Raw genomic sequence first — 13,083 nt, 5'->3', positions numbered from 1 at the left:
TCCGGGCAATCGAGGGGCACCGTTTTCGGTCCCTCGCCTGCAAGCCAGCTTTGGTGCGGGTAGAGAGACTTGAACTCCCACGCCTTGCGGCACCAGAACCTAAATCTGGCGTGTCTACCAATTTCACCATACCCGCGTTCTCAAAAACCGCATGCATATGCCTGCACATGAGGCCTTCCGGAGCGCGGCGTCTCTATATCACCCGATTTGGAGGAGGCAAAGGAAAAATGAAGGCCAAATGACAGCGATTTTTCCCGCCACCGCGCGGACTTGCCCCGCAACCGGTCAAACTCAGTAAAGCGGCTCCTCATAGGCCGGCTTGCCGTCCACCAGCAGGCTTTTGATCTGCGCCATGCCATTGGCGCCAACGCTTGCAGCAATCGACACCTGCCCATCGCGGCGCGCCTCTTCCAGCGCATGTCCGGCACCCTCAGGAACATAATAGCGCTCGATACCGTATTCGACACGGATGGTTTCGGCCTGCGATGTCTCGCCGTAACTATAGAAGGGCTGGGTGTGGAGCACGGCCGTACCTTCGGTTGGCGGGAGCTTATCGAAGGATGATTCGGCGATCTGCCAGAAACCGCCCTCGCCCGGCTTGATGCGCACCCAGAGGCTGCGCTCGGCCGCCTCCTTCGGCATGGCGCCTGATATCGAGGAGACGGGCACGGAGGAGATGTCGTAGTTCAGCACCACGTAATCGCCGCGCAGGAAGTCGCGCGGATCGACCGGCGCCGTCTTCAACAGAACCTGCGTTCCATTGCGCAGGACGGATGCCCGGCTCTGGACGATATAGCCGAGCACTGCCGTCTGCAGCAGCGCCACGGTGACGGCGGCGGTAACGCAGCGGCGTTTCGAATAGCCCTTGAAGGAGAATATGCTCATTGGATCGCCTCCCTGGCCTTGCCGGCAAATCGTCGTTCAAGACGGATGACGATCCACGCAACGGCGGCGACGAAGAGACCGGAGCATAGGAAGAGCCCCGAGGTGCCGAGGATGGAACCAACCGTTACCGAGCCGAGATAGAGGATTTCGACGGCGAAGACCGTGTAGGCCAGATAGCGGACGGCGCCGTTATCACGCCCCTGCAGCGCGATCGCCAGCACGGAGGCGGCGAGTGTGACGATACCGAGCGGGAGAACCCATTTGCTGGCATCGAGCTCGACATGCAGCAGGAACAGCCCGATGACGGCAAGCAGGAAGGAATAGAAGGCGGGTGCGGCGCCGGCACCTTTGATCAGCGAGGACAGGCGCGCAACCGGCAGGCTGACCAGAACGAAGACCGCCATGCCGCCGATGACATAGATCAGCGCCAGCCACAGGTCGGAATTCAGCGTGTAGAGCCAAGCGAGCCAGCCAAGCAGCAGCAGATAGGCCAGATGGCGCACGCGGCCGGCGCCGGTGTAGCGCACCAAAGCCACGACGATCGCCGCCATGACGGGCGCCGCCCATGAATCGAGCGTCATCAGGCGCATGTCGGAGCCGCTGAGATAGAGGCCGAAGCTGCCCCAGGCGAGGAAGCCCGCCACGCCCGACACCACGCCCGAGCGGAACAGCACCGCCGAGACCACGGCCATGGCGAACCAGAGATACATGACCGTCTGCTCATCGCCCGACAGGTGATACATCTGCCCGACCAGCGAGATGGCGCCGCCGAAGGTGAGCGTGCCGATGACGAGCAGCGCGTTGGCGGCGGCGATCTGGCCACGGACGAGGGCAGCGCCGGCGCCGAGATGGACTGACCAGATCAGCGCGACGATGAAGAACATCCTGACCAGACGCGGTATCGCCTCCCAGTTGGACGCGACGACCAACAGAATGGCTGCGCCGAGCAGGATGGCCGCGAGAATCATCAGCACATTGCCGAGGCTGAAACTTGCCGGACGCCCGTCATATTCCTTGAGCAACGCCTCGGCGGTCTGCTCGGTGAGCAACCCCTTGCCGACCCACTGTGACAAATCCCTCTCCAGACGTCCGCGATACATGCCCTACCCCGCAAATCGCGCGCAAACAGCCCTCCGGCGCGCCTCATTTTCAACCTTATAGACGCGGTTTGGCGATTGAGGAAACGGCTCCGTGCGATTTCCTTCACAGACCCTTTCGGCAAAGGCCTTTCGGAGTGGCTGTTAATCGCCCGGCAAGACTTTGCTCTTACGCTACGTCATGCCATGCATATTGCGCATGGAGACGGCCAAGATACTGCATCGCACTCCTACTCAAAACCATTGAGCATGCGCGCAGCCGGGATGTACCCGGACCGGATTACCGGACGCCTTCGGATATGATTTCCGCCGACATGATCGGGATTTGGATCTATCCTCCCTTCCAAACAATCCGATCGACCTGCAACATCCTCCTCCCAGTTGCCGGTCAAACGTATGGACGCCCATCGGATTGCGCATCCGGTGGGCGTCTTCGTTTTATCCTCCGCAGGGCGGCTCATGCGCGCCGACGCCGCTGGATTGCTCATTTTGCCTATTGATTGACCAGAACGTGACCCAATAGTGCGATTTACAGCTTGAGAAATGCAGCGCGCGCATATGTGCGTTGAATTCTTGTCTCTGTTAGCTCTTCGCAGTGCAATATATATTTAGCTCATCAAATAGAGGTCAGCGCCGATAGGCGGCAGCTGGCAGACGCAAGCCCTCGGAAAGGGGATCGACATGAACATTTCTCGCTCTTTCAACAACTGGCGCAAGTATCGTCAGACGGTTACCGAACTCGGCCGCATGACCAACCGCGAATTGCACGACCTCGGCATCGACCGCGCTGACATCCAGCGCGTTGCTCGCGACGCCGTTCGCTAATATCTTCGCTGATCTCAGGGCGGTTCGCTTCCTCCCAAGCCAATCGCCTCACCAAGACGCCCGCTGCCACCAGGCAACGGGCGTTTTCTTTTTTCTTAACGTCTCATTAACGCCTGGGTTGCGCCACGCCCGGGATTCCGCCTGCTCAAAAAGTGACACTTGCGCTTTATCTGTGCATCGTACTGCACAATTGCATGGCAGGAGCCTAATAAATGCACTGCACAATATGACCGGGATCACCTATATCAGCGTCAACCACTGAGACGGCAATCGCGCCGCTCACTGAACTGATCTTGAGGAACTACCCCATGAACCCGATCCGCATTGCAAAGAGCTGGATTAGCTACCGCCGTACCCTGAGCGAACTCGGCAGCCTCTCCAACCAGGCCCTGGCCGACATCGGCGTAAGCCGCTACCAGATCCACAACATTGCTTCGCGCGCTTTCCGCTAATAGCGGAACGCCTGAAGTACCCAAAACGGCGCCCACAAGGCGCCGTTTTCGCGTTTTAAGTTATTGATTTTATGGCGTATGAGTTATTTCGACATAGGCCGTGTATGGTCGATTTGGTCGCGGTTTGAGACTGATAAGCGGTTTGCTTCCAACTCTCTGGAACCATCTTGGCTGCTACCAGTTATCTTGTTGCAAGGTTTGAAATCCACCTTGCCACGGATGCATAGCCCTATGCGATCCGTCAGAAGCCCGGCGTCGGATTAGTCCGCACCGGGCTTTTCCTTTGTTGGCGCCCCGGTCGCGCCGCCTCAATATCTCGATTGCCTAATACACAACTGCCGAATAAAGTGTGCCGCGCACTCGGCCAAAATGCGGGCCAGCGCGCACAATAGCTCATTACAGCATTCTCGGGCGTGGCTCGCCCATAGCCGAGCTGCATGCCCGATCCCCCAGTGCATCCAAGTGCTCCGATCAACTTTCCCAAGGACAACGTGATGGCTGACCCCAATGCTAAAACTCGTGCCTGCCCGATCTGCAAGGAAGAGATCAAAGTCGCCGCTACGCGCTGCATTCACTGCCATTCCGAAATCCCTCCAGGCGCCGATGGACGCGCCAGGCCGCCAATGATCATGGGCCGGCGCATTCGCGCGAAGGCGCATACGGCGCCAAAGGCAACATTCAATGCGGGCCCATCTTCAGCCTGTAACGATCTTGAGATCGATGACGCCGGCGTCTGGGAGTACATCGGCGAGGATGAGGACTACTGCTATTACTGGGGGCCTTCCTGAGACCTAGCGGCGATTGGATCATCGCAGTTCATTGTTCACCTACATCTCCAACGCCCGCAATTTCGCCACCGCGAAATCGACGAAGGCTCTTGTCTTGGCCGAGACGTGGCGGCCCTCGGCATGGACCACATGGATCGGCACCGGCGGTTCCTCGTAATCTTCGAGCGTCAGACGCAACTGGCCGGCGGCGACGTGACGGCTGACTTGATAGGAGAGCGGGCGCGATAGTCCCCAGCCGGTGACCGAGGCGGCGATCGCGGCGTCTACCGTGTTGCAATAGAGGCGCGGATGGAGCGTTGCGGCTGCGCCGTCGGGGGCGAAGTGCCAGTCGAGCGGTGCGGACGAGCCGGTGTTGACGATCGTGGCGTGGTTGGCGAGGTCGGCGGGTGTCTTGGGTTCGCCATGGCGTTCGAAATAGGAGGGCGCGCCGCAGACGACGCGGCGGACACTGCCTACCTTGATTGCCGTCTGGTCGGAATCCTGCAGGCGGCCGATGCGGATCGCGACGTCGATCCCCTCCTCCACAAGGCTGACGATCCTGTCGAAGAGCAGAACACGGCCGGTCACGCCCTTATGGATATCGAGAAACTCGGTCATGACAGGCATGATATGCAGCTGTCCGAACTGCACGGGCGCGGTGATCGTCAGCATGCCTGATGGTGTCGCGTGCGATCCGCCGGCGGAGGCCTCTGCTTCATCGATCTCGGCCAGGATGCGTTTGCAATCATCGGCATAGCGCCGGCCGGCCTCGGTCAGGTTGACCGATCGCGTCGACCGCACGAAGAGGCGCGCGCCGGTGGCATCCTCGAGAAAGGCCACCGCGCGGGTGACGGCGGGCGGGCTCATGTGCAGCTGGCGCGCCGCTTCCGCGAAGCTTGCCGTCTCGGAGACCCGCACCAGGACTTTCATGCATTGAAGCCGATCCATATCGCAGCCTTTATTCCACACAGAGAAACAGTCCCTTTCTCATAATCGAAATTCCATACGAAATCAGGAACAATTATTCTCCTCGCCAATATCAACGGAGACCAGTTCCATGAAGCTCTATTCGCACCCGCTTTCCGGCCATGCGCACCGCGCCTGCCTGTTCATCTCGCTTGCCGGGATCGACGCCGAGATTGTCGACATCGATCTCGCCGGTGGCGAGCACAAGAAGCCCGCCTTCCTGGCGCTCAACCCGTTCGGGCAGATCCCGGTGCTCGATGACAATGGGCTGGTGCTTGCGGATTCCAATGCGATCCTGGTCTACCTCGCCAAGAAGCATGCGCCGGATTGGCTGCCTGAGGATGCCGTGGGCGCCGCTTCCGTGCAGCGCTGGCTTTCGGTGGCTGCCGGCGAGATCGCCTATGGCCCGGCCGCCGCGCGGCTGGTCACGGTGTTCGGCGCGAGCTTCGACACCGAAGAGGTGATCGGGCGCGCGCACCGCATTCTGGCGCTGATCGATGCGGAACTGGCCGGCAAGACATGGATCGCCGCGGATCGGCCGACGATCGCCGACGTCGCGCTCTACAGCTACATCGCCCGCGCGCCGGAGGGGAATGTCGATCGCTTCCGCTACGGCAATGTCAGCGCCTGGCTGAAGCGCATGGAAGCGCTGCCCGGCTTCCGGCCATTCCAGAAGACGGCGATCGGCATTCCCGACGCGGCCTGAGACAGGCCACGCGCCGCCGCCGATCCTCACAAACCCACGAAGGAGAATGTCATGCTTGCCTTGAAGCAGACGGAAAAGCCTTCCCCGTGGCATGACGGGGAGATTGCCCTGCAGGAAAAGGCCGGCGTCGCGGCGCGCATGAAGGATGTGGGCGCGCGCGTGCTGCGCGACCACCTGATCGACCAGCACCGCCAGTTCTACCCGCAGCTGCCCTTCATCGTGCTCGGCACGGTGGATGCCGATGGCGACGCCTGGGCGACGCTGCGGGCGAACTATCCTGGTTTCCTCGACAGTCCCGATGTGCACACGCTGAGCGTCAAGCTTGCGCGCGAGCCGGGCGATCCGGCCGATCGGGGGATGGAGGATGGCGATGCGATCGGCATGCTCGGGATCGAGCTGCAGACGCGCCGGCGGAACCGGCTGAACGGCACGATCGCACGCAACGCGGCGGATCGCTTCGACGTCACCGTCGGCCAGTCCTACGGCAACTGCCCGCAATATATCCAGCTGCGCGATTTCGGCTTCAGCCGCGAGCCTGAAGTCTCCTCTGCCGTGCCGCCCGTCGTTTCGGAGGCGCTGGATGCGCGGGCGGTGGCGCTGATCTCGAAGTCGGACACGTTCTTCGTTGCTTCCTATGCCGATCGTGACGATGGCGAGCGCCAAGTGGATGTTTCGCACCGGGGCGGCAAGCCGGGCTTCGTGCGGATCGGCGAGGATGGGGTTCTGACGATCCCCGACTTCGCCGGCAATCTGTTCTTCAATACGCTCGGCAATATCCTCATCAATGGCCGCGCCGGGCTTGTCTTCGTCGACTTCGACAGCGGCGACCTGCTGCAATTGTCTGGTGATGCCGAGGTCGTTCTGGATTCGCCGGAGATCGCGGCCTTCCAGGGCGCGGAGCGTCTGTGGCGCTTCCGTCCGCGTCGTGTCGTCTATCGGGCGGATGCACTGCCGCTTCGGTGGAATTCGCGCGCCGACGGGCAATCGCCGAACGCGCTGATGACCGGCGATTGGAAGGCCGCCGCCGGGCGGATCATTGCCGCCGAGATGGCGAGCCGCTGGCGGCCGCTCAGGGTGGCACGGATTGTCGATGAGAGTGCCGGCATCCGCTCGTTCCACCTGGAGCCCGTCGATGGCGGCGGGCTGATCGCGCATGCGGCCGGGCAATATCTGCCGATACGCGTGACTGTCCCCGGCGAGGACCGGCCGCTGATCCGGACCTACACGCTGTCGGTCGCGCCGTCCGACAACAAGTATCGTATCAGCGTGAAGCGGGAGGGCGTCGTCTCGCGCCACTTGCACGACCACATTGGTGTCGGCGATATCATCGAGGCGCGCGCGCCGGGTGGCGCCTTCGGCATCGATGCGGCGGAGCAGCGGCCGGCGGTGATGCTGGCGGCGGGCATCGGCATCACGCCGCTGCTCGCCATGCTCAGGCATGTCGTCTACGAAGGGTTCCGCAAGCGCGGAATGCGGCCGGTATGGCTGTTCTATTCCGCGCACAGCAAGGGCGAGCGTGCCTTTGACGATGAGATAGCTGCGCTGGTCGCGGCCTCTGGCGGTGCCGTCAGGCTGGTCCGGCTGCTTGGGGATGTCTCTGGCGCCGTCGAGGGTCGAGACTATGACGCGCAGGGGCGGATCGACATGGCGCTGTTGCGCGCCGTGCTGCCGTTCAACGATTACGACTTCTACCTCTGCGGCCCGCCGGGCTTCATGCAGTCGGTCTATGACGGGCTGCGTGGGCTGAATGTCGCGGATGGCAGGATCCATGCCGAGGCGTTTGGTGTTGCATCGGTTGCGCGATCGGGTGGCGTTTCGGCCGAGGCTGCCCCGGTGCAGGCTCGGGCGGCGGCGGATGTGCCGGTGCCTGTCTACTTCACGCAATCGGCCAAGGAAGCGCGGTGGGAGCCTGAAGGCGGCACGTTGCTGGAGCTTGCCGAGGCGCGCGGGTTGCAGCCGGAGTTCAGCTGCCGGCTCGGCAATTGCGGCAGCTGCCGGACCAAGGTGCTGTCGGGCGCGGTTGCCTATGTGAGGGAGCCGACGGCCGAGGTTGCCGAGGACGAGGCTTTGATCTGTTGCGCGGTTCCGGCCGAGGGCGAGACGCGGCTGGAGCTCGATCTCTAGAGAATGGCGGGGCCACCGAGGTGCGGCAGATGCTGCTCAAATATCCGGTTTCCTGCCAATATCCAGTTTGCTGTCATGGCGCGGCGTGATAATCAGCCGCGCATGACCCAGATCTCTTCCCATTCTCCCATCCACGTCGTCGGCGGCGGGCTCGCGGGCTCCGAAGCCGCGTGGCAGATCGCAAACGCCGGCGTTCCCGTCATCCTGCACGAGATGCGCGGCGTGCGTGGCACCGATGCTCACAAGACGGACCACCTGGCCGAACTCGTCTGTTCCAACTCGTTCCGCTCGGACGACGCGACCGCCAATGCCGTCGGCGTCATCCATGCGGAAATGCGCATGGCGGGATCGTTGATCATGGCCTGCGCCGACAAGCACCAGGTGCCGGCCGGCGGCGCGCTGGCTGTCGATCGCGACGGGTTCTCGGAAGCCGTCACCCGCGCGGTGCACGATCATCCGCTGATATCTGTGGTGCGCGAGGAGATCACCGGTCTTCCGCCGAAGGAGTGGGATCTCGCGATCGTCGCCACCGGCCCGCTGACCGCGCCGTCGCTTGCCAGCGCCATTCAGGCCGAGACCGGCGCCGATGCGCTCGCCTTCTTCGACGCGATCGCGCCGATCGTCTACCGCGAGAGCATCGACATGGATATCTGCTGGTATCAGTCGCGCTACGACAAGGTCGGCCCCGGCGGCACGGGCAAGGATTACATCAACTGCCCGATGGATGAAGCGCAGTACAATGCCTTCGTCGACGCGCTGATCGCCGGCGACACGGTCGGTTTCAAGGAATGGGAAGGCACGCCCTATTTCGACGGCTGCCTGCCGATCGAGATCATGGCCGAGCGCGGCCGCGAGACGCTGCGCCACGGCCCCATGAAGCCGATGGGGCTCACCAACGCGCATAACCCGACGGTGAAGGCCTATGCCGTCGTGCAGCTGCGCCAGGACAATGCGCTCGGCACGCTCTACAACATGGTCGGCTTCCAGACGAAGCTGAAATACGGCGCGCAAACCGAGATCCTCAAGATGATCCCGGGTTTGCAGAATGCCGAATTCGCGCGTCTCGGCGGCCTGCACCGCAACACCTACATCAACTCGCCGACGCTGCTCGACGGTTCGTTGACGCTGAAGTCGCGGCCGGGCCTGCGCTTCGCGGGCCAGATCACCGGCTGCGAAGGCTATGTCGAGAGCGCCAGCGTCGGCCTGCTCGCGGGCCGGTTCGCGGCTGCCGAGCGCAAGGGCGAGACGGTATCGCTGCCGCCTGCGACGACCGCGCTCGGCTCGCTGCTCGGCCATATCACCGGCGGGCATATCAGCAACGACGAGGAACCGGGCAAGCGCTCGTTCCAGCCGATGAACATCAACTTCGGGCTGTTTCCGGAACTCGAACCGGGCTCGATCGTCAAGCCGGAGGGCGTGAAGCGCTTTCGCGGCAAGGACAAGACGATCATGAAGCGGCAGCTGATCGCCAAGCGGGCGCTCGCCGATTGCGCGACGTGGCTCGGCGATACTGTGCCGGTGGCGAAGACGGCCTGATCAGGCGGCTTTGTTCACAAGCCAAGACAGGTCAGTGGGTGACCGGCCCATTGGCCTTCTTCCAGGCGTCAATGCCGCCTTCGATGTGGCAGGCGGATGCGATGCCGGCATCGTGCGCGGCCTGCACGGCCATGGCGGAGCGTTCTCCGAAGGCACAGTAGAAGACCAGGCGCTTGGTGGTGGATACGCCCAGTTCATGCAGAACGCCGCCGGCGCTGATGCTTTCAGCGAGCGCCGGATAGGGAAAATGCAGCGATGACGGGATGACGCCGTGGCGCTGGCGTTCGCTGTCCTCGCGAAGGTCGATCAGCGCGACATCGGGCCGGCCCATAAGATCGAAGACCTGTCGGACGCTCAGTGACCATCCGTGGCTATCGACGTCGTGATGATCCATGCCGATCTTCATGTTGGCCGGCACCGCCACGTCCATCATCTTCGGATTGGCGAGCTTGAGATTGTTCATCAGGTCGGCATATTCGTCGGCCGAGCGCACCTGCAGGCGCGGGTTGAAGGCCTTCTCCTCGCCGATCGTCGAGACCGTGTCGCCCTTGTAATCGTGTGCTGGGTAGACCAGCGTCGTATCGGGCAGCTTCAGCAGGCGGCCGAAGATGGATTCGAACTGGGCGCGCGGATCGCCGTTCTGGAAATCGGTGCGGCCGGTGCCGCGGATCAGCAGCGTGTCGCCGGTGAAGACACGGTCAGGAAGGACGAAGCTGTAGCTATCGTCGGTATGGCCGGGCGTATAGATGACATCGAGCGACAGGCCCTCGATCGTCAGCCTGTCGTTGTCGGAGAGGCGCATCGAGACGACATCGGCCTTGGTCTGCTCGCCCATGACTGTTGTGCAGTGGGTCTTGTCGCGCAAGGCGCCAAGACCGGTGATGTGATCGGCGTGCAGATGCGTGTCCACGGCCTTGACCAGCTTCAGGTCAAGTTCATGGATGAGCTGCAGGTAGCGATCGACCTTTTCAAGGACCGGATCGATGATCAGCGCCTCCCCGCCCCGCCTGCTTGCCATCAGGTAGGAGTAGGTGCTGGATGCGGGGTCGAAAAGCTGACGGAAGATCATCTTCGCCTCCTGCGTTCTGTCCGATATCGATGTCCCGCGATCGGGCTTAGCCCTTCGGCTGCGGCACGATGCGGATGTAGGGCTTGGGCGACACCCAGCCGTCAGGGTACTGCTTCTTGGCGTCTTCGTCGGAGACCGAGCCGGCGATGATGACGTCGCCGCCGTTCTGCCAGTTGGCCGGCGTCGCGACCTTGTGCTTGGCCGTCAGCTGCAGAGAATCGATGACGCGGATGACTTCATCGAAGTTGCGGCCCGTCGTCATCGGGTAGACGAGGATGAGCTTGATCTTCTTGTCGGGGCCGATGACGAAGACGTTGCGGACCGTCTGGTTGTCGGCCGCGGTGCGGACGGTCGGATCACCCGACACGGCTGCCGGCAGCATGTGGTAGAGCTTGGAGACGTTGAAATCGACATCGGCAATCATCGGGTAGTTGGGGCGCGTGCCTTGCGTTTCCTCGATGTCGTTCATCCAGCCGTCGTGGCGATCCAGCGGATCGACGGAGAGGCCGATGATCTTGACGTCGCGCTTGTCGAACTCCGGCTTGATCTTCGCCATATAGCCGAGTTCCGTGGTGCAGACCGGCGTGAAATCCTTGGGATGCGAAAACAGAACCGCCCAGGAGCTGCCGATCCAATCGTGAAAATTGATCGTGCCTTCGGTCGTCTGCGCTTCGAAATCGGGAGCAATGTCGTTGATCGCAAGCATACTTACCTCCAATAAGTTGTAGGAAAATTCATGGGGCCTCGCGGTGTGCGCGAAACATGCTCCACTTTGAGGACTAAGGCAATATGACACGAAAGAGGTAGCGCGGTTGGAAAAACGCCAAAAGCCCGGCGCATGGCCGGGCATTGCTCGACTGAAAATTGGGGGCGGTTTACCGGTGGTTCGCGGCGGTCGGGTCGGCCAGCGGCAGTTCGCGATCTGGTTCGGCGACGTAGTTGCCGAGCAGCCAGAGGGCCACTTCCGAGGCTTCCTTCGGCGAGGCGAATTCGAAGGTGCCGTTCTGGTGCGGCGTATCGAGGAAATCGACCGTCAGGCCCTTGCCGCTGTCGGAGCTCTGAACGCGCACCCTGCCCGGCTGGATGACCTGGCAGGAATAATGGCGCTGCATGCTGCGCATGAAGCCGGCCTTGTTATCGTGCAGGCGAACGAAGACCACCTGGCCGTTGGCCGTTGCCTGCAGCGAGCGGATCGCTTCCGTCGGGAAGGCGCGGTTGAACTCGATGATCGCAAGGCCGGTATCGTGCAGGCCCTGCTCCTCATGCTTCGCCGACATGCGCACGGCGATGAAGGCCACGATGACGAGCATCACGAAAAGAGTGGCCCAGATCATTATGCTCACGTCACACTCCATTCAAAGCAAGCGATGATGACAGCTATAACGCGCGAGGCTTGCGCGAGTTTGAACGAGCCTCAGATTTTCTTGCGCATCAGCGCCATGGTCATGCCGATCTGGCGGCGCCATTGCGGTTGCTGCGCCGAGCGATCGAACAGCCCTGCCCCCAGCTTCTGCGCCTTCGACAACACCGGCGCGGCCAGTGCTGCGGGCAGGAAGGCAGGGAAGACCGCCTGCGGGATGGCGACCTTGCGCGCTTTCGCGAGATGGTCACGGCCAAGCCCGGCGAAGGCCTCGATGGCGGCCGAGATGCGCGCCTTGTCTTCGCCAGCAAGGAAGATGTCTCGGTCGAGCCCCGTCGCCGCCAGGATCTCGAGCGGGATGTAGATCTGGCCGCGGTGGCGATGGAGCGGTATCAAGAGCAGCAATCCCGCGATCGCCTGGGCGACGCCGGCATGGCCGGCCGCTTCGGCCGACTGCGGCGCCTCGTCGGGCGACAGGATCAGGCTTGCGAGTTGGATCAGCGCCGAGGCCGTCTCGCCGGCATAGCCTTCCAGCGCGCCGCGCGATTCCATCGGATCGTCGTAGAGATCGAAGATGCGGGCGTCGATCATATCCGACAATGTCTTGCGCGGAAGGCGATGCGCCTCGATCGCGGCCAGCAGCGCGGCCGCCACCGGGTTCGCCTCGGTGGAACCGTGCGCGGTTCCCTCCAGAAGATCGCGCCAATATTGCATGCGGACTTCACCGGGAAGCGGCTCGTGCACGAGATCGCGGATGCGGGCGAGTTCGGCGTTGAAGGCGTAAAGCGCCGCCAGCGCGCCGCGCTTGTCTTCGGGAGACAGGAGGCAGGCGAGATAACGGTCGCGATCGCTGTCGCGCAGCATCGCCAGGCAGATGTCCTGGTTCGTCGAGGATTGATCGGCCATGCGTCAGACCGCGATCAGCGCCGCTGCGACGGCGCGCGATTCCATCAGCATGATGTTGAAGGTGCGGACCGCCGCACCCGTGCTCATCGAATCCGAGGAAATGCCGGCAGCCTTCAGGGCGGCTTTCAGGTCGGCGGGGATCGGGCGCATGTCGACGCCGGTGCCGAGCAGCAGGAATTCGATCTCGGACGCTTCGTTCAGGACGCGCTGCAGATTTTCGATCGACAGCGGCATGGTTGCATCCATGTTCCAGCCGTGGATGCCCGACGGCAGGCAGAGGATGGAGCCGCGATGCGACATGTCGGCGAAGCGGAAGCCGCCGTTCCCGTAGGTATCAATCGGAGCGCGACCGGGAAAATGCGCTTCGCGTATTTCAATGCCTCTTGCCAT

General features: G+C 62.6%; 14 protein-coding genes and 1 tRNA gene. 6 read left to right on the top strand and 9 right to left on the bottom strand.

The window, feature by feature from the left end:
• Positions 1–51: 51 nt before the first annotated feature.
• The 3 genes from QTL96_RS00530 to QTL96_RS00520 form a co-directional block, all read right to left on the bottom strand.
• Positions 52–136, bottom strand: a tRNA-Leu gene (locus QTL96_RS00530).
• 155 nt (positions 137–291) lie between these two features.
• Positions 292–885 carry a GDYXXLXY domain-containing protein gene (locus QTL96_RS00525; RefSeq protein ID WP_289726300.1) on the bottom strand — a complete coding sequence of 198 codons (594 nt, stop codon included), beginning with the start codon at positions 883–885 and terminating at the stop codon, positions 292–294.
• Positions 882–1,985 (bottom strand): DUF2157 domain-containing protein, encoded by a 1,104-nt coding sequence (locus tag QTL96_RS00520; protein ID WP_289726299.1) that lies wholly within the window; start codon positions 1,983–1,985, stop codon positions 882–884. Before QTL96_RS00520 ends, QTL96_RS00525 begins: the two co-directional genes overlap by 4 nt.
• 678 nt (positions 1,986–2,663) lie before the next feature.
• Between QTL96_RS00520 and QTL96_RS00515 the strand changes: the two genes are divergently transcribed.
• From QTL96_RS00515 to QTL96_RS00505, 3 genes are all read left to right on the top strand, one after another.
• Complete coding sequence (locus QTL96_RS00515; RefSeq protein WP_018900062.1) at positions 2,664–2,807, top strand: DUF1127 domain-containing protein; 144 nt, start codon at positions 2,664–2,666, stop codon at positions 2,805–2,807.
• A 308-nt stretch (positions 2,808–3,115) separates the two neighbouring features.
• Positions 3,116–3,259, top strand: a complete 144-nt coding sequence (locus tag QTL96_RS00510; protein WP_018900063.1) for a DUF1127 domain-containing protein — start codon at positions 3,116–3,118, stop codon at positions 3,257–3,259.
• 494 nt (positions 3,260–3,753) lie between these two features.
• Positions 3,754–4,047, top strand: coding sequence for a hypothetical protein (locus QTL96_RS00505; protein WP_155947784.1), 294 nt, complete (start codon positions 3,754–3,756; stop codon positions 4,045–4,047).
• A 39-nt stretch (positions 4,048–4,086) separates the two neighbouring features.
• Here QTL96_RS00505 and QTL96_RS00500 read toward each other — a convergent pair whose 3' ends face one another.
• Positions 4,087–4,974: a LysR family transcriptional regulator gene (locus tag QTL96_RS00500; RefSeq protein WP_289726298.1), complete on the bottom strand. Its 888-nt coding sequence runs from the start codon at positions 4,972–4,974 to the stop codon at positions 4,087–4,089.
• A 109-nt stretch (positions 4,975–5,083) separates the two neighbouring features.
• Between QTL96_RS00500 and QTL96_RS00495 the strand changes: the two genes are divergently transcribed.
• From QTL96_RS00495 to trmFO, 3 genes are all read left to right on the top strand, one after another.
• The gene (locus tag QTL96_RS00495) at positions 5,084–5,698 is read left to right on the top strand and encodes a glutathione S-transferase (protein ID WP_289726297.1); all 615 of its coding nucleotides are present in this window, start codon (positions 5,084–5,086) and stop codon (positions 5,696–5,698) included.
• 51 nt (positions 5,699–5,749) lie between these two features.
• On the top strand, positions 5,750–7,822 hold the full coding sequence (locus QTL96_RS00490; protein WP_289726296.1) for a pyridoxamine 5'-phosphate oxidase family protein: 2,073 nt from the start codon (positions 5,750–5,752) through the stop codon (positions 7,820–7,822).
• Between the two features lie 102 nt (positions 7,823–7,924).
• Positions 7,925–9,358 (top strand): methylenetetrahydrofolate--tRNA-(uracil(54)-C(5))-methyltransferase (FADH(2)-oxidizing) TrmFO, encoded by a 1,434-nt coding sequence (trmFO, locus tag QTL96_RS00485; RefSeq protein WP_289726295.1) that lies wholly within the window; start codon positions 7,925–7,927, stop codon positions 9,356–9,358.
• Positions 9,359–9,389: 31 nt separating this feature from the next.
• On the opposite strand, the gene QTL96_RS00480 is transcribed toward trmFO, so the two are convergent.
• The 5 genes from QTL96_RS00480 to QTL96_RS00460 all read right to left on the bottom strand — a co-directional run bounded on the left by QTL96_RS00480 (position 9,390) and on the right by QTL96_RS00460 (position 13,083).
• Complete coding sequence (locus QTL96_RS00480) at positions 9,390–10,427, bottom strand: MBL fold metallo-hydrolase (protein WP_018900069.1); 1,038 nt, start codon at positions 10,425–10,427, stop codon at positions 9,390–9,392.
• 46 nt (positions 10,428–10,473) lie between these two features.
• Positions 10,474–11,133: a peroxiredoxin gene (locus QTL96_RS00475; protein ID WP_289726294.1), complete on the bottom strand. Its 660-nt coding sequence runs from the start codon at positions 11,131–11,133 to the stop codon at positions 10,474–10,476.
• A 169-nt stretch (positions 11,134–11,302) separates the two neighbouring features.
• Positions 11,303–11,770, bottom strand: coding sequence for a hypothetical protein (locus tag QTL96_RS00470; RefSeq protein ID WP_026283291.1), 468 nt, complete (start codon positions 11,768–11,770; stop codon positions 11,303–11,305).
• A gap of 71 nt (positions 11,771–11,841) precedes the next feature.
• Positions 11,842–12,693, bottom strand: a complete 852-nt coding sequence (locus QTL96_RS00465; protein ID WP_289726293.1) for a phytoene/squalene synthase family protein — start codon at positions 12,691–12,693, stop codon at positions 11,842–11,844.
• Positions 12,694–12,696: 3 nt separating this feature from the next.
• The gene (locus QTL96_RS00460) at positions 12,697–13,083 is read right to left on the bottom strand and encodes an Mth938-like domain-containing protein (protein ID WP_113012207.1); all 387 of its coding nucleotides are present in this window, start codon (positions 13,081–13,083) and stop codon (positions 12,697–12,699) included.

It is taken from the genome of Rhizobium sp. S163 (assembly GCF_030380805.1).
In the GTDB taxonomy this organism is placed as follows: Bacteria; Pseudomonadota; Alphaproteobacteria; order Rhizobiales; family Rhizobiaceae; genus Rhizobium.
Note: the sequence above shows the minus strand (reverse complement) of the source record. Positions and strands in the feature narration are given on the sequence as shown.

Bases quoted from the DNA above. Each gene is read 5' to 3' on its own strand.
- QTL96_RS00525 (WP_289726300.1), bottom strand. From the start codon at position 885: ATGAGCATATTCTCCTTCAAGGGCTATTCGAAACGCCGCTGCGTTACC.
- QTL96_RS00520 (WP_289726299.1), bottom strand. From the start codon at position 1,985: ATGTATCGCGGACGTCTGGAGAGGGATTTGTCACAGTGGGTCGGCAAG.
- QTL96_RS00515 (WP_018900062.1), top strand. From the start codon at position 2,664: ATGAACATTTCTCGCTCTTTCAACAACTGGCGCAAGTATCGTCAGACG.
- QTL96_RS00510 (WP_018900063.1), top strand. From the start codon at position 3,116: ATGAACCCGATCCGCATTGCAAAGAGCTGGATTAGCTACCGCCGTACC.
- QTL96_RS00505 (WP_155947784.1), top strand. From the start codon at position 3,754: ATGGCTGACCCCAATGCTAAAACTCGTGCCTGCCCGATCTGCAAGGAA.
- QTL96_RS00500 (WP_289726298.1), bottom strand. From the start codon at position 4,974: ATGGATCGGCTTCAATGCATGAAAGTCCTGGTGCGGGTCTCCGAGACG.
- QTL96_RS00495 (WP_289726297.1), top strand. From the start codon at position 5,084: ATGAAGCTCTATTCGCACCCGCTTTCCGGCCATGCGCACCGCGCCTGC.
- QTL96_RS00490 (WP_289726296.1), top strand. From the start codon at position 5,750: ATGCTTGCCTTGAAGCAGACGGAAAAGCCTTCCCCGTGGCATGACGGG.
- trmFO (WP_289726295.1), top strand. From the start codon at position 7,925: ATGACCCAGATCTCTTCCCATTCTCCCATCCACGTCGTCGGCGGCGGG.
- QTL96_RS00480 (WP_018900069.1), bottom strand. From the start codon at position 10,427: ATGATCTTCCGTCAGCTTTTCGACCCCGCATCCAGCACCTACTCCTAC.
- QTL96_RS00475 (WP_289726294.1), bottom strand. From the start codon at position 11,133: ATGCTTGCGATCAACGACATTGCTCCCGATTTCGAAGCGCAGACGACC.
- QTL96_RS00465 (WP_289726293.1), bottom strand. From the start codon at position 12,693: ATGGCCGATCAATCCTCGACGAACCAGGACATCTGCCTGGCGATGCTG.
- QTL96_RS00460 (WP_113012207.1), bottom strand. From the start codon at position 13,083: ATGGCAAGAGGCATTGAAATACGCGAAGCGCATTTTCCCGGTCGCGCT.